This is a genomic window from Pseudoxanthomonas suwonensis (genome assembly GCF_010093235.1).
Taxonomy (GTDB): domain Bacteria; phylum Pseudomonadota; class Gammaproteobacteria; order Xanthomonadales; family Xanthomonadaceae; genus Pseudoxanthomonas; species Pseudoxanthomonas suwonensis.
This window is the reverse complement of the sequence record NZ_PDWP01000014.1, coordinates 1-17,115: the sequence shown is the minus strand read 5'-3', so window position 1 is coordinate 17,115 and position 17,115 is coordinate 1. Positions and strand designations below refer to the sequence as shown.

Here is a 17,115-nt window from a genome sequence, read left to right as displayed (position 1 = left end):
GTGATGGACCACAGGCCCGCATCGGGGAGCAGGTGATGCTGCGTTTCCTCCCTCCTGCGGCCGCCCTGGCGGCCGCTTTTTTTGCGATTCCGGCGATCGCCGCGGACCTGCCTTCCGGTCCGGCGCAGGCCTTCGCGGAAAAGGCCGTGGACGAGGTGGTCGCGCGCTACGACCTGCCCGGCATCGCGGTCGGCGTGATCGAGGACGGCCGGGTGACGGCGGTCGTCACCCGCGGCGAGCTGGCTGCCGGCAGCGGCGAGCCGGTGACGCCGCAGGCCCTGTTCAATATCGCCTCCAACAGCAAGGCCATGACCGCGGCGGTGCTGGCGCGGATGGTCGACCGGGGCAGGTTGCGCTGGGACGACCCGGTGGTGAAGCACCTGCCGCGGTTCCGCATGCACGACCCATGGGTCACCGCGAACATGCAGGTGCGCGACCTGCTGGTCCACAACAGCGGCCTGGGCCTCGGCGCGGGCGACCTGATGCTGTGGCCGGAGCCCAACGACTTCAGCCGCGCCGACATCATCGCCGGGCTCGCGCATCTGCGGCCGGTGGCCAGCTTCCGTTCCGGTTACGCCTACGACAACCTGCTGTACGTGGTGGCCGGGGAGGTCGCCGCGGCGGCCGGCGGCAAGCCGTACGCACAGCTGGTGCGCGAGGAGCTGTTCGCGCCGCTGGGCATGGAGGGCTGCCGCGTGGGCAGCTGGAACGTCGCCGACGCCGGCCCGATCGCGCGTCCGCACCGGCGGGTGGACGGGCGCAACCTGCCGGCGCCGCCGGAGCGGGGCGTGGTGCCGGATCTCACCTCGATGGCCGCCGGGGGGATCCGCTGCAGCCTGGACGACATGCTGCGCTGGATCGGGATGTGGCTGGATCCGGCGCATCCGTGGCTGTCGGCCATGCAGCGCCAGGCGACATGGACCGGCCACGTGCCGATGCCGGTGGGCCGGCGCATGCGCGAATGGGACAACAGCCACTTCCATGCCTACGGCTACGGGTGGCGCCTGTCGGACATGGACGGGCAGTGGAAGGTCGCCCATACCGGCACGCTGTCGGGGATGTATTCCTCGGTGATCCTGCTGCCGGACCTGCGCACCGGCATCGTCATCCTCGTCAACGGCGAGGCCGAGGACGCGCGCACGGTGCTCGGACAGGTGCTGGCCAAGCGCTACACCCGCCCGGAACCGGCCCTGGACGTGGCCCATTACGCCGCCCTGCTGGAACGCGAACGCGCCCTGCGCCGCCGGGCCGAGCCGGCGCCGGACACCCGCGCGCGGCGCCCGGCGACGCGCCGCGAGGCCACGGCGCTGCTGGGGATCTGGCGCGATCCCTGGTTCGGCGAGGTGGCGCTGTGCCCGCGCGGGGATGGCGTCGGTTTCGCCTCGGCGCGCTCGCCCCGCATGCGTGGGCGGCTGATGCGGGTCGGCGAGCGCTGGCTGGTGGACTGGGACGACGACGGCGTGGACGCCGAAGCCTGGCTTCACCCGCCCGGCGCGGACGGGAGTACGCTGCGCCTGTCCAAGGTCGATCCGGAAGCGGACTTCAGCTATGACTACCAGGACCTCGCCTTCGTGCACGAACGCGGCTGCCGCTGAAGTCCTTCCCCGCCGCATCCGCGGCCGCCTGATCGCCTTGCTGCTGCTGCCGTCGGCCGCGATGGCGTGCGAGGTGCAGGTATCCCCGGCGGAAACCGCGGAGGAGGCCGGCCTGGTCGAGGTGCGCACGCTGGGTCCCGGCATCCAGGTCGAGGCGCGCTACTTCGGTTCCAACAACTTCACCGGCGCGCCGGTGCCCGGTTACGAGGCCAATGCCTGCCTGCTGCTGCCGCAGGTGGCCGAGGCCCTGGCGCGGGTGCAGCACGACCTGCAGTCCCAGGGGGTCGGCCTGCTCGTCTACGACTGCTACCGGCCGGTGCGCTCGGTGCAGGCCTTCATGGACTGGGCCCAGGGCCCGGACGATCCGCGGCAGAAGGCGCGCTGGTACCCGCGGGTGGACAAGACCGACCTGGTGCCGGACTACATCTCCGACAGCTCCGGCCACAGCCGCGGCGCCACCGTGGACCTGACCCTGCTCCAGTGCACCGATGCAGGCTGCGAGCCGCTGCACATGGGCACGCCGTTCGACCTGTTCGATCCGTTGTCCAGTACCGACGCGCCGGTGCCGGAAGCGGCGCAGGCCAACCGGCAGCGCCTGCTCGCGGCGATGCAGATCCGCGGCTTCGGCAACTACCCGCAGGAGTGGTGGCACTACACGCTGCAGCCGGAGCCGGATCCGTGCACTGCCTATGACGTGCCGGTGCGTTGAGGGAGGCGTGCAGATGGAAGAGTGGCTGACGGTGCAATGCCCGTGGTGCGGGGAGAACTTCGACACCGCGGTCGATCCCAGCGGGGGCGACCAGCGGTACGTCGAGGATTGCCAGGTCTGCTGCCAGCCGATCGTGCTGGACGTGGCGATCGACCAGGACGGCCACGCCTCGCTGACCGCCCGGCGCGAAGGCGAGGACTGACCGGCAGGCGCGTGGCGGCTAGACTTGTGGCCCGTTTTCGCCAAGGTCCAGCCGCTCCATGAACCTGCCCCTGCATACCGGCCTGCTTGGCTGCCTCGAAGCCGGCCTGATCGCGTTCCTCGTCGGGGTGCTGGTTTACGCCGCCTGGGCCTGGATCGGGCGCCGCACCGGCATGCAGATCGGCCACGTGCTCGGCTGGGGTGCGGTGATCGCCACGGTCGTCGCTGCCGGGCTGGACGCCTGGAACCTGTTCTACATCGGCATGGTGAAGCTGGAATCGCCGCTGTACGCCCGCCTGGCCCTTGCCGGCATCCACGACGCCGACAACCTCGGCACGCGGGTGATGTTGGAGGTCATCGGCGCGGTCTCCGGCAGCGTGCTGGGCTGGTGGCTGTTCAGTCACCGTCATGCCGCGCAGGACGCCGCGGGCGGTGCCGATACGACGAAGTAGGGCGCTGTTCGTCGCGGTTGAAGGCGGGTCTAACAGCCCGTCCACGGCGCGCTAACAGGCGATTACAACGCCCCGCGGCCTGTGTGGTTAACAGGGCGTTCCGCGTGGGATCGCGAGGGCATTGGTGTTCATTCGTGCTGGTGCAAGGTGCGCCCCGTGTGCTGCGAAACGCAGTCACGTCCTTCCACCCGACGGAGTACGCCAATGAGCAAGCACAACACCCGCACCACGACCGGCCTGCTGTTCCTGGGCATGATTGCCGCCGCGCCGATGGCGTTCGCGCAGAGCACCACGCCCACCACCCAGCAGACCCCGACCCAGTCCGCCACCGGCGCCGCCGAGCAGCAGCGCCAGCAGTCCGGTGCCAGCGGCCAGGGCATGGGCTGGGCCGACCTGGATACGGACGGCAACGGCAGCATCAGCCGCACCGAGGCGCAGGCCCATTCGGCGCTGTCGAGCGTGTTCGCGACCGCCGATGCGGACGGCGACGGCGAGCTGACCGCCGACGAGTACCGCACCTTCATCCAGAACCAGCAGCAGGGCGGCGCCGCGCAGGAGTAACCGCGGGTCCCTGGTGGCAACGGAAGCGGGCTCCGGCCCGCTTCCTTTTTTCTGGCCCGGCCGGGGCGCTGGTATCCTGCACCCCCGCCGCGAGGCGCGTGTCCGGGACCTGCCAATGAACGATATCCGCCTGGTCGGCTTCGACGGCGACGACACCCTCTGGCGCAGCGAGGACTACTACCGCGCCGCCGAGAAGCGTTACGAGGAAATCATCGGCCGTTACATCGACCTGCACGACGCCGGCACCCTGCGCCACCTGCTCGAGGTCGAGCGGCGTAACCTCAAGGTGTTCGGCTACGGCGCCAAGGGCATGACCCTGTCGATGATCGAGGCGGCGATCGAACTGACCGACGCGCGCATTAGCGCCCGCGACCTGCAGCAGGTGGTCGACATAGGCCGCGATACCCTGGGCCATCCGGTGGAGCTGCTGGACGGTATCCGCGAGGCGGTCGAGGCGGTGGCCGCGCGCTGGCCGGTGGTGCTGGTCACCAAGGGCGACCTGTTCCACCAGGAGGACAAGATCGCCCGCTCCGGGCTGGCGGACCTGTTCCCGCGCATCGAGATCGTCTCGGAGAAGGATCCTCCGACCTACGCGCGCGTGCTGGCCGAGTTCGGCATCGACGCATCGCAGTTCGTGATGGTCGGCAATTCGCTGCGCTCGGACATCGAACCGGTGGTGCGCCTGGGCGGCTGGGGCGTGCATATCCCCTATGCGATCACCTGGGCGCACGAGGCCGAGCATGGCCTGGCCGAAGCGCATCCGCGCGTGCGCACCGCGACCACCGCGGCGGAGCTGCCCGGGGTGATCGGCGGGATCGCGGACGGCGCCGCCGGCTGAGCACCGCAGGCCCGCCACGGCCGGGCGCGGCACAATGCGCTGGCCATGGTCGATTTCACCGTCCAGCAACTGCTGAAGACCCCGCTGGTCGAGGTCCGGGACGTCGTCTGTGCCGGCCTTTGCCGGCATCAGCGCGAGGTCGAGCAGGCGACGCGCACCCAGCTCGTGTTCCCGTACCGCGGCACCTATCTGCGCCACGTCGGGGGTGGGGAAGTGGTGGCCGATGCCAGCCAGGTGCTGTTCTTCAATGCCGGCGAGCCTTACCGGATCAGCCACCCGCATGCCGGCGGCGATGCCAGCCTGGCGATCACGCCGGATCCGGTGTTGCTGCGCGAGATCGCTCCGCCACCGTTGCTGCATGAGGGCGAACCCCTGCGCTTCCGCGTCCAGCGCCTGCGCATCGATCCGCGCGCACAGGTGCTGGTCGCGCTGTTGCGGCACAGCCTGCGCGAAGGCGTTGCCGATGCGCTGGAAGGCGAGAGCCTGGCGCTGACCCTCATGCTGCGCGCGATCGGCCCGCGCACCACGCACGCGGCCGGCGCAAGCCATGGCCGCCAGCGCCTCGTCGACCGCGCCAGGCTGGTGCTGGTGCGCGACCTGGGGCGGCGCTGGACACTGGCCGAGGTCGCCGCCGAGGTCGGCGTGTCGCCGGTGTACCTGACCCAGAGCTTCCACGCCGTCGAGGGCGTGCCGCTGTACCGCTACCAGCTGCGGCTGCGCCTGGCGCGGGCGCTGGACCTGCTGGGCGAGGGCGAGGAAGTGGGCGATCTCGCACACCAGCTCGGCTTTTCCAGCCACAGCCACTTCAGCGCCGCCTTCCACCAGGCTTACGGACGCACGCCAGCGAGTTCCGCGAGCTGGCCCTGCAGCGGCGCCCGTCGGCAGGTCGCTAAAGATTCCGATAACGCCCGGCCGCGCTGGCGACGTCTACTGCGCCCGCCAGTTCCGGGCGGCGAACCAAGGCATCGACATGAGCGGGAAGACCTGTGCGGCCTGCGACTGCGAACTCGACGGGGACGCGATCCAGGTGAAGATCGGCGGCCGCATCGTCGAGGTGTGCTGCGACGAATGCGCCGCGAAGCTGAGGGAGGCCTACGCCTCGGCATCGGAGGCGTGAGCCATCGCGACGCCACGCCCCGCCAAGGGACGTGGCGCGCACGACATCGCCGGGACGGACGCGGCCTGGAGACCCGGCGCGCGCGCCCATCGATCGCCAGGCGCCCGCACGGATGAAGTCCGTTTCCGGCCAGCGACGCCGCGATGGGGCCCGGACGATGTGGCGCCTGGCGGCATCGCCCGCCGGAAACGCCGGTGCATCGGCGCGATCGCCGGTGGCCCTCCGGCCAACCCATCCAGGAGAAGACCGCAATGAACAACCAGCCGCTTGAAGGCTTCCGTGCCCTGCATCGCCCCGGCATGCCCCTGGTGCTGGTCAATGCCTGGGACGCGGGCAGCGCACGCGCGGTCGCCGCGGCGGGCGCGCGCGCGATCGCGACCAGCAGCTGGGCGGTGGCGGCATCCATGGGGCTGCCGGATGGCGAGGCGCTGGCCTTCGGGGACCTGGTGCGGGTTGCCGAGCGGGTCGCGCGCAGCGTGGAGCTGCCGCTGAGCGTGGATTTCGAGGCCGGTTATGGCGACTCCGTGGCCGAGGTGGCCGGCAACGCCCGCCGTCTTCGCGACGCCGGCGCGATCGGCTGCAACCTCGAGGACCGGCTCGGCGACGGAGTGCGTGCGATCGACGGGCAGGCCGGGCGCATCGCCGCAGTCGCCGCCGCCGGACTGTTCGTGAACGCCCGTACCGACCTGTTCCTGCAGGAGCGCCCGGAAACGCACGCCTCCCTGCTGGAGCAGGCGATCGGGCGCGCGCATGCCTGGCGGGCGGCCGGTGCGGGAAGCCTGTTCGTCCCGGGCCTTCTGGAGCCCGGCCTGGTGCGCTCGCTGTGCGCCGCCTCCCCGCTGCCGGTGAACATCATGCTGCTGGACGTGGAGGCGCCGCTCGCCCCGTTCGCCGCCGCCGGCGCGGCACGCGTCAGCTACGGCCCCGCGCCGTACCTGGCGGCGATGCGTGTGCTGGAGGACCGTGCGCGCGCGCTGCTGGCCCCGTGACCGCGGGGCGGCACGGCGGCGCCCGCCACGCGCCGCCGGGCAGGACGCGGCACAATGCGGGTCTGGCCTGATCCTTGGAACGTCATGCACTGCAGGATGCTGTCGCTTGCCCTGTGCCTGGTCGCCGTAGGCGCAACGCTTCCGACGCCGGTGGCGGCCGCCCCCGCCGCCGAGCGCCCCGCCGAGCGTCCGCATTACGGCACCGGCGACGCCTGGATGGACCGCCAGCTGGCGGACATCGACCGCTATGCCCCCGACTACCCGGAAGCCTTCGCCGCGGAAGTGGAGCGCTATGCCGGCACGCCGCGCGCCTACGTCCATGGGCTGGTCGCGCAGCCGGGCTGGAACCCCGGCGATGCCTGGTATGCCTGTTTCCTCGCGCGTGCACTGCAGACGGACTGCCGCAGCGTGGTGCGCGAACGCGCCCGGCTGGGCGCCGAGGGCGACTGGGCCGAAGTGGTGGCGAAGCTGCGGAAGCCGGAGGCACCCGACCCGCACGTGGCCCTGCGCCTGGCCATGGCCGATGCCTACCGCCGCTGGGGGCGCGACCTGGAGCCGGATGCCACCCTGCGCCGCGCCCTGCAGCAGCGCGAACGCGAACACGCCGCGCGCGCCGGACGCTAGCCGGGGCGCCGCCGCCCTGCGGCAACCAAAGGCCGCATCCGTTCCCGGCAGGCCACGTGCCTGAACCCGCCGGTTAGGTAACCCGTGCAGGCCTGGGCGACAATTGCGGGCCCCACGCCGTACCCGCCATGTCCATCATCCCCGCTTCCTACGCCGCTTCCGCCCGCCTGTCCGTCGCTCCCATGATGGACTGGACGGACCGCCACTGCCGGGTGTTCCACCGGCTGCTGGCCCCGCATGCGCGGCTGTACACCGAGATGGTCCACGCCAATGCCGTGGTCCTGGGCGACCGCGGACGCCTGCTGGGCTACGACCCGGTCGAGCATCCGCTGGCCCTGCAGCTGGGCGGCAGCGAGCCGGAGGCGCTGGCCAGCGCCACGCGGATCGGCGTGGAATGGGGCTACGACGAGGTCAACCTCAACTGCGGCTGCCCCTCCGACCGGGTCCAGGCCGGCCGCTTCGGCGCCTGCCTGATGCGCGAGCCGGCCCTGGTGGCCGAGTGCGTGGCGGCGATGGTGGAGGCCGCCACGGTCGATGGCCGCACCGTCCCGGTGACGGTGAAGTGCCGGCTGGGCGTGGACGAGGACCACGAATACGAGCGTTTCGCGGCCTTCATCGACACCGTGGTCGCGGCCGGCTGCCGGACCTTCGTGGTCCACGCGCGCAACGCCTGGCTGCAGGGGTTGTCGCCGAAGGAGAACCGCGAGGTCCCGCCGCTGCGCTACGAATGGGCATGGCGGCTCAAGCGCGAGCGCCCCGGGCTGGAGGTGCTGGTCAACGGCGGCCTGGCTTCCGAAGAGCAGGTCCAGGCCCAGCTGCAGCACGTGGATGGGGTGATGCTGGGCCGCGCCGCCTACCACGACCCGTACCTGCTGCACCGGCTGGACGTGGCCCTGTATGGGGGCCAGCAGCTCGAACGCGGCCAACTGCTGCGTCGCCTGGCCCCGTACGTGGAAGCCCAGCGCCAGGCCGGGGTCCCGCTCAAGCACATCGTCCGCCACGTCCTGGGCCTGTTCCACGGCCAGCCGGGCGGGCGGCTTTTCAGGCAGGTCCTGAGCGAGGGCGCGCACCGCCCGGGTGCCGGCTGGGACCTGGTCGAGCAGGCCCTGGAGGCGACCCTCGCGCCGGCAGGCGCGGCCTGAGCCCTGGTCGCGTTTTTACGAGAAAACGCGGGAAAAACGGCTGCTTGTTGCGCTGAACGGCAGCCGTCAGGGGTGTGGATAAGTTCAGACCGGATTCACTGCTCCCTAACGAACATGCCTATCCAAGGCCAAGGGTCCTGACTGCCACGCGTTGCATCCGTGACGGCCATATCAAAGACCTCCGCCGTTCGTTAGGATTGCAACGATGTCTGCTCCGCGCCGCCTCATCCCTGTTCTGCTGCTGGCCGGCCTGCCGGGCCTTGCGGCTGCCCAGCCGCCGGTGGCCGGGCCGGGTGCGGGGGCGGGTGAGCGCGCCGGCGGACCGCCGCGCAGCGAACGTCCGCTGCATTCGGAGTCGGCTGGCGCGTCGGAAGTCCGGCAGTCCCGCCGCTCGCTGTCGGAGGCGGTACGCTGGGTGCAGCGCTCGACCGGGGGGCAGATCCTCGGCGCCGAGCTGGTCCCCTACGAGGGACGCAACATCACGCGCGTCAAGTACATGGACGATCGTGGCCGGGTCCGCTATATGGATGATCCGGGTCCGGGCGAGCGCAGCCGCCGCGCTTCGCGACGCGACGATCACGATTCACGCTAGACGATGGGGCCCCGGCAAAAAGCCGGTCCCGACTGCAACTCAGGGAGAGTGCATGCGAATCCTTCTGGTCGAAGACGAGGCCCCGCTGAGGGAGACGCTCGCCGCGCGCCTCAAGCGCGAGGGCTTCGCGGTGGATGCCGCGCAGGATGGCGAGGAAGGCCTTTACATGGGACGTGAGGTCCCGTTCGACGTGGCCATCATCGATCTGGGCCTGCCCAAGATGTCGGGCATGGAACTGATCAGGGCCCTGCGCGACGAGGGCAAGAACTTCCCGGTGCTGATCCTCACCGCGCGTTCGAGCTGGCAGGACAAGGTCGAGGGGCTCAAGCAGGGCGCCGACGACTACCTGGTCAAGCCGTTCCACGTCGAGGAGCTGCTGGCGCGCCTCAACGCGCTGGTGCGCCGCGCCGCGGGCTGGAGCAAGCCGGTGCTCGAATGCGGGCCGGTCGCGCTCGACCTGGCCGCGCAGACGGTCACGGTCAACGGCAGCAACGTCGACCTGACCAGCTACGAGTACAAGGTGCTCGAGTACCTGATGATGCACGCCGGTGAGCTGGTCTCTAAGGCCGACCTCACCGAGCACATCTACCAGCAGGACTTCGACCGCGACTCGAACGTGCTGGAGGTGTTCATCGGCCGCCTGCGCAAGAAGCTGGATCCCGAGGGCGAGCTGAAGCCGATCGAGACCGTGCGCGGCCGCGGCTACCGTTTCGCGATCCCGCGCACCGAAGGCTGAGCCTCGGCAGTTGGGCCACGTGGAAGGGAGCGAACGGCCCCGGCTGCGGCATTGGCGACCTCGTTCGCTGAAGGCGCGCCAGCTGATGGCGGCCAGCATCGGCCTGGTCGCCTTCCTGATGCTGGCGGGCATCGCGCTGGACCGGTCCTTCGCCGAGACGGCGCAGAACAACCTGCGCCAGCGGCTGAAGAGCTACGCGATGGCGTACGCGGACAACATCGACTTCGGCCGCGACGGTTCGCTGTACACGCCGGAAGTCGGGCCCGATCCGCGCTTCCACCGCCCGGGAAGCGGTCTGTACGCCGAAGTGGTGCTGCCCGACGGGCACTGGGCCTCGCTGTCGGCCGAGGGGCCGCTGCTGCCGGAAGCCTACGGGATGCTGAGCCCGCGCGAGGAGCGCTTCGAGGGCCCGCTCCGGATCACCCAGCTCGACGGCAGCCAGGGTGAGGTCTACCGCTACGGCATCGGCCTGGTCTGGGGCGAGCGCGGCCCCGAGGCCGAGTTCCCGTACACCATCTACGTCATGGAGGACACGCAGACCCTGGATGCCCAGGTCCGCGTGTTCCGCGGCGCGCTATGGATGAACCTCGGCAGCGCCGGCCTGATCCTGCTGCTGCTGCAGGCGCTGATCCTGCAGTGGAGCCTGCGTCCCCTGCAGCGCGTGATCGCCGAGCTGACCAAGGTGCAGCGCGGCCAGCTGCAGCGCATGAGCGAGCGCCACCCGCGCGAGCTGGAGCCGCTGACCGACAGCATCAACGCGCTGATCGATTCGGAGCGCGAGAACCTGGAGCGCCAGCGCAATACCCTGGCGGACCTTGCGCACAGCCTGAAGACGCCGCTGGCGGTCCTGCGTACCCAGCTCGATGCCGGGGCCTCGGAAGAAGCCCTGCGCCAGGAGCTGGACGCGCAGCTGCGGCGCATGAACGACCTGGTCTCCTACCAGCTGGCGCGCGCCGCTTCCAGCGGCCACAAGCTGTTCTCCGCGCCGGTGCCGATCGAGTCCACCGCCGAGGAGATCGTGCGCGGGCTCGAGAAGGTCTATGCGCGCAAGGGCGTGCTGTGCGAATTCGACATCGCCCCGCGCGCCCAGTTCTACGGCGAGGCCGGCGACCTGCAGGAGCTGCTGGGCAACTTGCTGGAGAACGCGTTCAAGTGGGCCAACCGGCGCGTGGTGCTGACCGCGCGTCCCGGCCCGACCGCGCCCAACCGTCGCGCCGGCCTGCTGCTGGCGGTCGACGACGACGGCCCGGGCATCGCCCCGGAGGACGTGGCCAAGGTGCTGCAGCGTGGCGTGCGCGGCGACGAGCGCGTGCAGGGCCACGGCATCGGCCTGTCGATCGTGCAGGACCTGGTCCGCGACTACCGCGGCGAACTGCACGTCACCCGTTCCGAGGAGCTGGGCGGGGCGCGTTTCGAGGTCGTGCTGCCGCCGGGGCTTTGAAGGCGGGGATTGGTGATTCGGGATTCGTGATTCGTGATTCGGGATTCGGGATTCGGGATTCGGGATTCGGGATTCGCCCGCGTGGTGCGGCGGGGAGCCACGAGGGGTTCCCGGATGCGCTTCGCTTATCCGGGCTACGCGCTCGTGGCGTTCAGCCGACCTGGGCGAAGCGGCGAGGGCCGCAGTTCGTAGCCCGGATAAGGCCGAAGGCCGCATCCGGGGGGGCGCATGCCAACCGCGGGCGGACGCCTGCCGGGAGCCTGTTCCCGGATGCGCTTCGCTTATCCGGGCTACGGGGCTGCGCGTTGGTGGAGTTCAGCCGACCTGGGCGAAGCGGCGAGGGCCGCAGTTCGTAGCCCGGATAAGGCCGAAGGCCGCATCCGGGGGGGCGCATGCCAATCGCGGGCGAACGCCTGCCGGAAGCCTGTTCCCGGATGCGCTTCGCTTATCCGGGCTACGGGGCTACGCGCTCGTGGCGTTCAGCCGACCTGGGCGAAGCGGCGAGGCCGCGGTTCGTAGCCCGGATAAGGCCGAAGGCCGCATCCGGGGAGACGCATGCCAATCGCGGGCGGACGCCTGCCGGAAGCCTGTTCCCGGATGCGCTTCGCTTATCCGGGCTACTACGCGGCGCGTAGGGGCGAGGGGCCGTAGAAGCGGGCCAGGTGCGCGGCCACTTCCGGCATTTCTTCCGCGAGCAGTCCGGGCGCGGAGAAGTGGTATTCGGTGGCCACCGCGAAGAACTCCTCCGGCGCCTCGGCGGCATACGGGTCGATCGCGGTCTCACCACCGGCGTCGACCGTTGCGCAGAACGCGTCGTAGGCGCGCTGGAAGTCCCGGGCCCATTGCCGGTGCCACGCCGGCGGCAGGGGTGGGGTGCCGTCCAGCTCGCCGTCCAGCACGTCCAGCTTGTGCGCCATCTCGTGCACGGCCACGCAGTAGCCGCCGTCCGGCTCGTCCAGGTCGGCCTGCACGTCGGCCCAGGACAGCACCAGCGGACCATGGTCCCAGGCCTCGCCGGAGAGCTCGTCGTCCCATTCGTGCAGAACGCCTGCGGCGTCCACGTGGCTGCGGCGCACGCGGAAGGCGTCGGGATAGACCAGCAGCTGCGACCAGCCACGCAGTCCGTCCGCACCGAATTCCAGCAGCGGCAGGCAGCACAGCGCCGCCAGCAGGACCCGGTCGGTGGCCGACAGCTCCAGGCCCGCCAGCGGGGTGATGGTCTTCTCGTGCAGGAAGCGGCTGGCCAGGGTCCGCAGCCGCCCGCGGCGCCCCGGGTCCAGCCCGCGCACCCACGGCAGGGCCTGGCAGGCCTGCTGCCAGAGGTCCTCGTCGATGGGTGCCGCGCCCAGGCGCAGCCAGCGCGAAAGCCTGCCGATCAGCGGAACATACCCGGGAGGAAGCTGTGCCAGCGGCCGCCGCGCGCACGCGGCACGACGCCGTCCGAATCCCCGCCACCGCCGTTGGCCGGCGCCTGCGGCGCACTCCTGGCAACCGGTGGCACCGCCGGCCGTGCCTGCGGCACGTCGCCCTCGACCCGCGAGGTCGGGGTTGCCGCGGGCCGCGCGTAGACGCATGCGCCGCGCTTCTGTTCCTGATCCGGCAGTTCGGGGCCGGCCCAGCACAGGGTTGGGATGGTCAGCAGCAGGATCGGGGCGAATCGGCGCATGGTCGGTCCGGGCGGCCGGTCAAGGCATGGAATATACCGCGGATCCAGCCTTCGCGACGGTCCGGCGGACCCCGGATGCCCGATAATCGGCGATTGCGCAGATTGCAGGAGCGGTTGTGGACGATCGGGAGCTGCTACGGCGGCTGGCCGCAGGCGGGAGTTCGGGCGATGCACTGGCCCGCGACGCGGGCATCACCCGCGCCGCAGTCTGGAAGCGCATCGAGGGTTTGCGTGCGGCCGGTGCCCGGATCGAGGCGCGCCCCGGCCGCGGCTACGTGCTCACCAGTCCGGCCGAACTGCTCGATGCCGGGCGCCTGCGCGCCGGCCTGTCGACGGAGGCGGCCGCCTTGCTGCATGCGCTGGATGTGGCCTGGGCGGTGGATTCGACCAATAGCGAGCTGCTGCGGCGGCCGCCGGCCCCGGGCGTGGAGGTGCTGCTGGCCGAGCGCCAGAACGCCGGTCGCGGGCGCCTGGGGCGTCGCTGGGTTTCGCCGCTGGGCGGACAGGTGTGCGTTTCGGTGCGGCGGGGCTTCAATGGCGGCCTGGCGCGGCTGGGAGGCCTGAGCCTGGTCGCCGGCGTGGCGGTCGCCGAGGCGTTGCGTGCCAGCGGTTACGCCGCGGTCGGGCTGAAGTGGCCCAACGACCTGGTCGCCGACGGGCGCAAGCTGGCCGGCCTTCTGGTCGAGGGCGGCGGCGAGCATGGCGGGCCGGTGCATGCGGTGATCGGAATCGGCATCAACGTGGACCTTGGCGGCGAGGCCGGGGACATCGACCAGCCCTGGATCGACCTGGCCCGGCTCGGCGGGGGCGTGCCCTCGCGCAACGCCCTCGCCATCGCCGTGCTGGATGCCCTGCTGCCGGCGCTGGAGCTGTTCGACCGCGAGGGCCTGGCCCCGTTCGAGCCGCGCTTCGCGGCGCTGGACGTGCTGGCCGGCCAGCCGGTGCGGGTGCTCGACGGGCGCGGCGACTTCGAGGGCCGCGCGCTGGGGCTGGCGCCGGATGGCGCGCTGCGCGTGGCCACCGATGCCGGCGAGCGCCGCGTGCATGCCGGCGAAGTCAGCGTGAGGCGGCGATGAGCGACTGGCTGTTCGACCTGGGCAACTCGCGCTTCAAGGCGGCGCCCTGGGATGGCGGCGCGCCCGGGCCGGTCCAGGCCTGGCCGCACGGCGAGGACCTGCACCGCGCCCCGGTTCCGCGCGGGCGCCGCGCCTGGGTCGCGAGCGTGGCCAGCCCGGCCATGACCGCCGCGGTGCTGGAACGCCTGCATGCGAACTTCGAAGAGGTGCACATCGCCCGCACCCTGCCCGGATGCGCGGGCGTGCGCGTGGCCTACCCGCAGCCACAGCGCTTCGGCGTGGACCGCTTCCTGGCGCTGCTGGCCGCCCACCAGGCCGGCGGCGACGTGCTGCTGGCCGGGGTCGGCACCGCGCTGACGATCGACCTGCTCGACGCCGGCGGACGCCACCACGGCGGCCGGATCGCGCCGTCGCCCACGCTGATGCGCGAGGTCCTGCACGCGCGCGCGGCGCAGTTGCCGGCGCGGGGAGGCGACTACGTCGAGTTCGCCGACGATACCGAGGATGCGCTGGCCTCCGGCTGCGACGGCGCTGCCGTGGCCCTGGGGCTGCGCTCGCTGGACCAGGCGCGCCAGCGGCTGGGCCGCGAACCGGCGCTGCTGCTGCACGGAGGCGGGGCCGAGGCCCTGCTGCCGCTGCTGCCGCAGGCGCGGCTGCAGCCGTCGCTGGTGATCGAGGGCCTGGCGATCTGGGCCCGCGAGGCGGCGGTCCGCTGACCGGCGGCCGGCCATCGCCGGCCGGGGTCCCCTAGAATCGGGCCATGATCGCCCGCGCCCTCATCGTCGTCCTGGCCGTCCTCAACCTCGGCGTGGCCACCTGGTGGCTGCTGCGCCCCGAGCCCGGACAGCCGCAGCCGCCCGCGCCGCTTGCCGGGGTCGCCACGCTGGAACTCGTACGCACGTGGGCGGAGGCCTCCGCCGCGCCAGCGGCCGCGCCGGCTGCCCCGGCGGCGCCCACCTGCCTGCGCGCCGGCCCCTTCCGCAGCCGCGCCGCGGCCGTGGAGCTGCAGTCACGCCTGGACGCGCTGGTGGCCCGGTCGGAACTGGAGGAGGAAGAGGGCGAGGCCGGGATGTTCCGGGTCCTGCTGCCTCCGGCCGCCAGCCGCAGCGCAGCGGATGAGACCGTGGAACGCCTGCAGGCGGCCGGCTTCACCGACGTGCTCGTGCTGCAACAGGGGGGCGACGCCAACGCCGTGGCGCTGGGCACCTTCCGCAACCGCGCCATGGCCGAGCGTCGCGTGGAAGCCATGCGCCAGCTGGGTTTCCCGGCAGAGCTGCGCCCCATGGGCAACGCACAGCCACCGCGCTGGTGGCTGCTGCTGGCGACCAGCCAGCCGGAACAGGTGCGGGAAATTGCCGGCCAGACGCGGCCCATCGATTGCGGTCCCCTGGCCGGACCGGCCGGCGGTCGCTGACCGCCTGCGCTAGAATCGCCGGCCGCGCCGCTTTAGCTCAGCTGGTAGAGCAACCGCCTTGTAAGCGGTAGGTCGTCCGTTCGAATCGGACAAGCGGCACCATCCAGGCTCCGGCCGCATCGCGGCCGGGCGCGTCAGGGCAGCAGCCCGCAGGCCGCGTACAGCGGCGCGGGACGCGACAGGCGTACGCCGTCCGGCAGGCCCGGCGGCCAGCGGTAGCCCGCCTGCCACGCGAGCACGCGCCACTGGCCTGCCGCAGGCAGGTCGTAGGCGTACCAGGCTTCGCCATCGTGGAACCCATGCAGGATGTCGGTCTGCCCCTCGGCTTCGGCCAGCAGGGTCAGCGGCACGTTGAACGGCGGCGGCTCGTCGGTGGGAAGCGCGACGGCGGGAATGACCGCGGCCGGGGGGCGCGGCTGGCGGGATACGGGGGGCAGCGAGGTGGTCGACATGCACCCTCAATAGCACCGCGGCCGTGAAACCAGCGTCTGCTGCGTTGCGGCGCGAGGTGCGCGGGCATGCCGGCTAGACTCCCGGGAAAGTTTCAACGGATACCGTCATGCCCCGCAGCTATCCCCCTGTTTCCCTGATTGGCGTCCCCACCGACATCGGTGCCGGCCACCGTGGCGCCTCGCTGGGTCCGGACGCCCTGCGCATCGCCGGCATCGCCGAGGCGCTGTCCGCGCGCGGCGTGGACGTGGTCGATACCGGCAACCTGTCCGGACCGCCCAATCCCTGGCAGCCGCCGGTCGACGGCTACCGCCACCTGGCCCAGGTGGTCGAGTGGAACCGCACCCTGATGGAGGCGACCCTGGTCGAGCTTCGCCGCGGGCGCATGCCGGTGATGCTGGGCGGCGACCACTGCCTGGCCATGGGCTCGATCACGGCGGTGGCGCGGCCTTGCCGCGAGACCGGGCGCAAGCTGCGGGTGCTGTGGCTGGATGCGCATGCCGATTTCAACACCAGCGAGGTCACGCCTTCCGGCAACGTGCATGGCATGCCGGTGGCCTGCCTGTGCGGCATCGGCCCGGACGTGCTCACCCGCCTCGGCGGGGAGGGGCCGGCGATCACGCCGGCCCAGGTGCGGCAGATCGGCATCCGCTCGGTGGATCCGGAGGAGAAGCGCCTGGTCAAGCAGCACGGCCTGGACATCTACGACATGCGCTACATCGACGAGGTCGGGATGAAGGCGGTGATGCAGCAGGCGCTGGAAGGCGTGGACGCGGACACGCACCTGCACGTCAGCTTCGACGTGGATTTCCTCGACCCCGGCATCGCGCCCGGCGTGGGCACGACCGTGCCTGGCGGCGTGAACTACCGCGAGGCGCAGCTGGTGATGGAGATGATCGCCGACACGGGGCGCATGGGCTCGCTGGACATCGTCGAGCTCAACCCGGTGCTGGACAACCGCAACGCGACCGCCGAGCTGGCGGTGGACCTGGTCGAGAGCCTGTTCGGCAAGTCCACGCTGATGCGTGACTGAAACGTCATCGCCGGGTTCACGCCGGAACGACGGTGATCCGGGAAAAGTGGCGCCCAAGCCGCACATGCCGTGCGGGCATGACACCCGATGGGAGCCCCTTATGAAGCGCATCGTTGCCCTGACCCTGCTGGGCCTGTTCTCGATTTCCGCCCTGACCGCCTGCAACACCATGGCCGGCGCGGGCAAGGACATCCAGAGGGGCGGTGAAAAGCTCGAGGACAAGGCCCAGGACTGCAAGGACGGCAAGTGCTGAGCTGGAAGCTCGAGAGGAACCGGTGAGCGCAGGATGCGCCGGGCACAGGACGTGCGCAGATGGAGTTGCAGGCGGAGCCAGCGATGGCTCCGCTTTTTTTTGGTTCTTCACCCAACTCCGGGGAAGGCCGCCCGGGTCTTGAGGAAGAAGTAGGCGTCATCGCGGAAGCCGTAGGCCATGCGCTTGATGACCTTGATCTTGTTGTTGATGCCCTCGACCAGGTTGG

At 71.5% G+C, this 17,115-nt stretch carries 22 protein-coding genes and 1 tRNA gene; 19 read left to right on the top strand and 4 right to left on the bottom strand.

The window, feature by feature from the left end; genetic code table 11:
• Positions 1-35 precede the first annotated feature (35 nt).
• From CSC68_RS08260 to CSC68_RS08200, 13 genes are all read left to right on the top strand, one after another.
• Positions 36-1,595 (top strand): serine hydrolase domain-containing protein, encoded by a 1,560-nt coding sequence (locus CSC68_RS08260; RefSeq protein ID WP_162203089.1) that lies wholly within the window; start codon positions 36-38, stop codon positions 1,593-1,595.
• The gene (locus tag CSC68_RS08255) at positions 1,549-2,304 is read left to right on the top strand and encodes a M15 family metallopeptidase (protein WP_162203088.1); all 756 of its coding nucleotides are present in this window, start codon (positions 1,549-1,551) and stop codon (positions 2,302-2,304) included. Before CSC68_RS08260 ends, CSC68_RS08255 begins: the two co-directional genes overlap by 47 nt.
• Before the next feature lie 13 nt (positions 2,305-2,317).
• On the top strand, positions 2,318-2,506 hold the full coding sequence (locus CSC68_RS08250; RefSeq protein WP_162203087.1) for a CPXCG motif-containing cysteine-rich protein: 189 nt from the start codon (positions 2,318-2,320) through the stop codon (positions 2,504-2,506).
• A 58-nt stretch (positions 2,507-2,564) separates the two neighbouring features.
• Positions 2,565-2,957: a hypothetical protein gene (locus tag CSC68_RS08245; protein WP_162203086.1), complete on the top strand. Its 393-nt coding sequence runs from the start codon at positions 2,565-2,567 to the stop codon at positions 2,955-2,957.
• A gap of 204 nt (positions 2,958-3,161) precedes the next feature.
• Entirely contained in the window at positions 3,162-3,518 is a 357-nt protein-coding gene (locus CSC68_RS08240) for an EF-hand domain-containing protein (RefSeq protein WP_162203085.1), read from the top strand.
• Between the two features lie 115 nt (positions 3,519-3,633).
• Complete coding sequence (locus CSC68_RS08235; protein WP_162203084.1) at positions 3,634-4,356, top strand: HAD family hydrolase; 723 nt, start codon at positions 3,634-3,636, stop codon at positions 4,354-4,356.
• 45 nt (positions 4,357-4,401) lie between these two features.
• The gene (locus CSC68_RS08230) at positions 4,402-5,589 is read left to right on the top strand and encodes a helix-turn-helix transcriptional regulator (RefSeq protein WP_246193492.1); all 1,188 of its coding nucleotides are present in this window, start codon (positions 4,402-4,404) and stop codon (positions 5,587-5,589) included.
• A gap of 135 nt (positions 5,590-5,724) precedes the next feature.
• Positions 5,725-6,462, top strand: coding sequence for an isocitrate lyase/PEP mutase family protein (locus CSC68_RS08225; RefSeq protein WP_162203083.1), 738 nt, complete (start codon positions 5,725-5,727; stop codon positions 6,460-6,462).
• Between the two features lie 84 nt (positions 6,463-6,546).
• Positions 6,547-7,086, top strand: coding sequence for a hypothetical protein (locus tag CSC68_RS08220; RefSeq protein ID WP_162203082.1), 540 nt, complete (start codon positions 6,547-6,549; stop codon positions 7,084-7,086).
• Between the two features lie 128 nt (positions 7,087-7,214).
• On the top strand, positions 7,215-8,228 hold the full coding sequence (gene dusA, locus CSC68_RS08215; protein ID WP_162203081.1) for a tRNA dihydrouridine(20/20a) synthase DusA: 1,014 nt from the start codon (positions 7,215-7,217) through the stop codon (positions 8,226-8,228).
• A 205-nt stretch (positions 8,229-8,433) separates the two neighbouring features.
• Entirely contained in the window at positions 8,434-8,820 is a 387-nt protein-coding gene (locus CSC68_RS16155) for a PepSY domain-containing protein (RefSeq protein ID WP_425501227.1), read from the top strand.
• Positions 8,821-8,872: 52 nt separating this feature from the next.
• Positions 8,873-9,556: a response regulator transcription factor gene (locus CSC68_RS08205; protein ID WP_162203080.1), complete on the top strand. Its 684-nt coding sequence runs from the start codon at positions 8,873-8,875 to the stop codon at positions 9,554-9,556.
• A gap of 85 nt (positions 9,557-9,641) precedes the next feature.
• Positions 9,642-10,997, top strand: a complete 1,356-nt coding sequence (locus tag CSC68_RS08200) for an ATP-binding protein (protein ID WP_246193491.1) — start codon at positions 9,642-9,644, stop codon at positions 10,995-10,997.
• Positions 10,998-11,617: 620 nt separating this feature from the next.
• Here the strand turns inward: CSC68_RS08200 and CSC68_RS08195 are convergent.
• Both CSC68_RS08195 and CSC68_RS08190 read right to left on the bottom strand, forming a co-directional pair.
• Positions 11,618-12,406: a M90 family metallopeptidase gene (locus CSC68_RS08195; protein WP_162203154.1), complete on the bottom strand. Its 789-nt coding sequence runs from the start codon at positions 12,404-12,406 to the stop codon at positions 11,618-11,620.
• Positions 12,373-12,663, bottom strand: a complete 291-nt coding sequence (locus CSC68_RS08190) for a hypothetical protein (RefSeq protein ID WP_162203078.1) — start codon at positions 12,661-12,663, stop codon at positions 12,373-12,375. The genes CSC68_RS08195 and CSC68_RS08190 overlap by 34 nt, the downstream gene beginning before the upstream one ends.
• A gap of 116 nt (positions 12,664-12,779) precedes the next feature.
• On the opposite strand from CSC68_RS08190, the gene birA reads away from it, so the two are divergent.
• From birA to CSC68_RS08170, 4 genes are all read left to right on the top strand, one after another.
• On the top strand, positions 12,780-13,739 hold the full coding sequence (gene birA, locus CSC68_RS08185) for a bifunctional biotin--[acetyl-CoA-carboxylase] ligase/biotin operon repressor BirA (RefSeq protein ID WP_162203077.1): 960 nt from the start codon (positions 12,780-12,782) through the stop codon (positions 13,737-13,739).
• Positions 13,736-14,455 (top strand): type III pantothenate kinase, encoded by a 720-nt coding sequence (locus CSC68_RS08180; protein ID WP_162203076.1) that lies wholly within the window; start codon positions 13,736-13,738, stop codon positions 14,453-14,455. The genes birA and CSC68_RS08180 overlap by 4 nt, the downstream gene beginning before the upstream one ends.
• Before the next feature lie 44 nt (positions 14,456-14,499).
• On the top strand, positions 14,500-15,153 hold the full coding sequence (locus CSC68_RS08175) for an SPOR domain-containing protein (RefSeq protein WP_162203075.1): 654 nt from the start codon (positions 14,500-14,502) through the stop codon (positions 15,151-15,153).
• A 26-nt stretch (positions 15,154-15,179) separates the two neighbouring features.
• Positions 15,180-15,255 (top strand) — tRNA-Thr (locus CSC68_RS08170).
• Positions 15,256-15,287: 32 nt separating this feature from the next.
• Here CSC68_RS08170 and CSC68_RS08165 read toward each other — a convergent pair.
• Positions 15,288-15,605: a hypothetical protein gene (locus CSC68_RS08165; RefSeq protein WP_162203074.1), complete on the bottom strand. Its 318-nt coding sequence runs from the start codon at positions 15,603-15,605 to the stop codon at positions 15,288-15,290.
• Between the two features lie 107 nt (positions 15,606-15,712).
• Here CSC68_RS08165 and rocF point away from each other — a divergent pair, with 107 nt between their 5' ends.
• Positions 15,713-16,636 (top strand): arginase, encoded by a 924-nt coding sequence (gene rocF / locus CSC68_RS08160; protein ID WP_162203073.1) that lies wholly within the window; start codon positions 15,713-15,715, stop codon positions 16,634-16,636.
• 100 nt (positions 16,637-16,736) lie between these two features.
• Complete coding sequence (locus CSC68_RS08155; RefSeq protein ID WP_162203072.1) at positions 16,737-16,889, top strand: entericidin A/B family lipoprotein; 153 nt, start codon at positions 16,737-16,739, stop codon at positions 16,887-16,889.
• 107 nt (positions 16,890-16,996) lie between these two features.
• Here the strand turns inward: CSC68_RS08155 and CSC68_RS08150 are convergent.
• A partial coding sequence (locus CSC68_RS08150; RefSeq protein WP_162203071.1) for a transposase occupies positions 16,997-17,115 on the bottom strand: 119 nt, incomplete at its 5' end.

Coding starts and splice junctions, on each gene's coding strand:
- CSC68_RS08260 (WP_162203089.1), top strand. CDS start 36: ATGCTGCGTTTCCTCCCTCCTGCGGCCGCCCTGGCGGCCGCTTTTTTT.
- CSC68_RS08255 (WP_162203088.1), top strand. CDS start 1,549: ATGACTACCAGGACCTCGCCTTCGTGCACGAACGCGGCTGCCGCTGAA.
- CSC68_RS08250 (WP_162203087.1), top strand. CDS start 2,318: ATGGAAGAGTGGCTGACGGTGCAATGCCCGTGGTGCGGGGAGAACTTC.
- CSC68_RS08245 (WP_162203086.1), top strand. CDS start 2,565: ATGAACCTGCCCCTGCATACCGGCCTGCTTGGCTGCCTCGAAGCCGGC.
- CSC68_RS08240 (WP_162203085.1), top strand. CDS start 3,162: ATGAGCAAGCACAACACCCGCACCACGACCGGCCTGCTGTTCCTGGGC.
- CSC68_RS08235 (WP_162203084.1), top strand. CDS start 3,634: ATGAACGATATCCGCCTGGTCGGCTTCGACGGCGACGACACCCTCTGG.
- CSC68_RS08230 (WP_246193492.1), top strand. CDS start 4,402: ATGGTCGATTTCACCGTCCAGCAACTGCTGAAGACCCCGCTGGTCGAG.
- CSC68_RS08225 (WP_162203083.1), top strand. CDS start 5,725: ATGAACAACCAGCCGCTTGAAGGCTTCCGTGCCCTGCATCGCCCCGGC.
- CSC68_RS08220 (WP_162203082.1), top strand. CDS start 6,547: ATGCACTGCAGGATGCTGTCGCTTGCCCTGTGCCTGGTCGCCGTAGGC.
- dusA (WP_162203081.1), top strand. CDS start 7,215: ATGTCCATCATCCCCGCTTCCTACGCCGCTTCCGCCCGCCTGTCCGTC.
- CSC68_RS16155 (WP_425501227.1), top strand. CDS start 8,434: ATGTCTGCTCCGCGCCGCCTCATCCCTGTTCTGCTGCTGGCCGGCCTG.
- CSC68_RS08205 (WP_162203080.1), top strand. CDS start 8,873: ATGCGAATCCTTCTGGTCGAAGACGAGGCCCCGCTGAGGGAGACGCTC.
- CSC68_RS08200 (WP_246193491.1), top strand. CDS start 9,642: ATGGCGGCCAGCATCGGCCTGGTCGCCTTCCTGATGCTGGCGGGCATC.
- CSC68_RS08190 (WP_162203078.1), bottom strand. CDS start 12,663: ATGCGCCGATTCGCCCCGATCCTGCTGCTGACCATCCCAACCCTGTGC.
- CSC68_RS08180 (WP_162203076.1), top strand. CDS start 13,736: ATGAGCGACTGGCTGTTCGACCTGGGCAACTCGCGCTTCAAGGCGGCG.
- CSC68_RS08175 (WP_162203075.1), top strand. CDS start 14,500: ATGATCGCCCGCGCCCTCATCGTCGTCCTGGCCGTCCTCAACCTCGGC.
- CSC68_RS08165 (WP_162203074.1), bottom strand. CDS start 15,605: ATGTCGACCACCTCGCTGCCCCCCGTATCCCGCCAGCCGCGCCCCCCG.
- rocF (WP_162203073.1), top strand. CDS start 15,713: ATGCCCCGCAGCTATCCCCCTGTTTCCCTGATTGGCGTCCCCACCGAC.
- CSC68_RS08155 (WP_162203072.1), top strand. CDS start 16,737: ATGAAGCGCATCGTTGCCCTGACCCTGCTGGGCCTGTTCTCGATTTCC.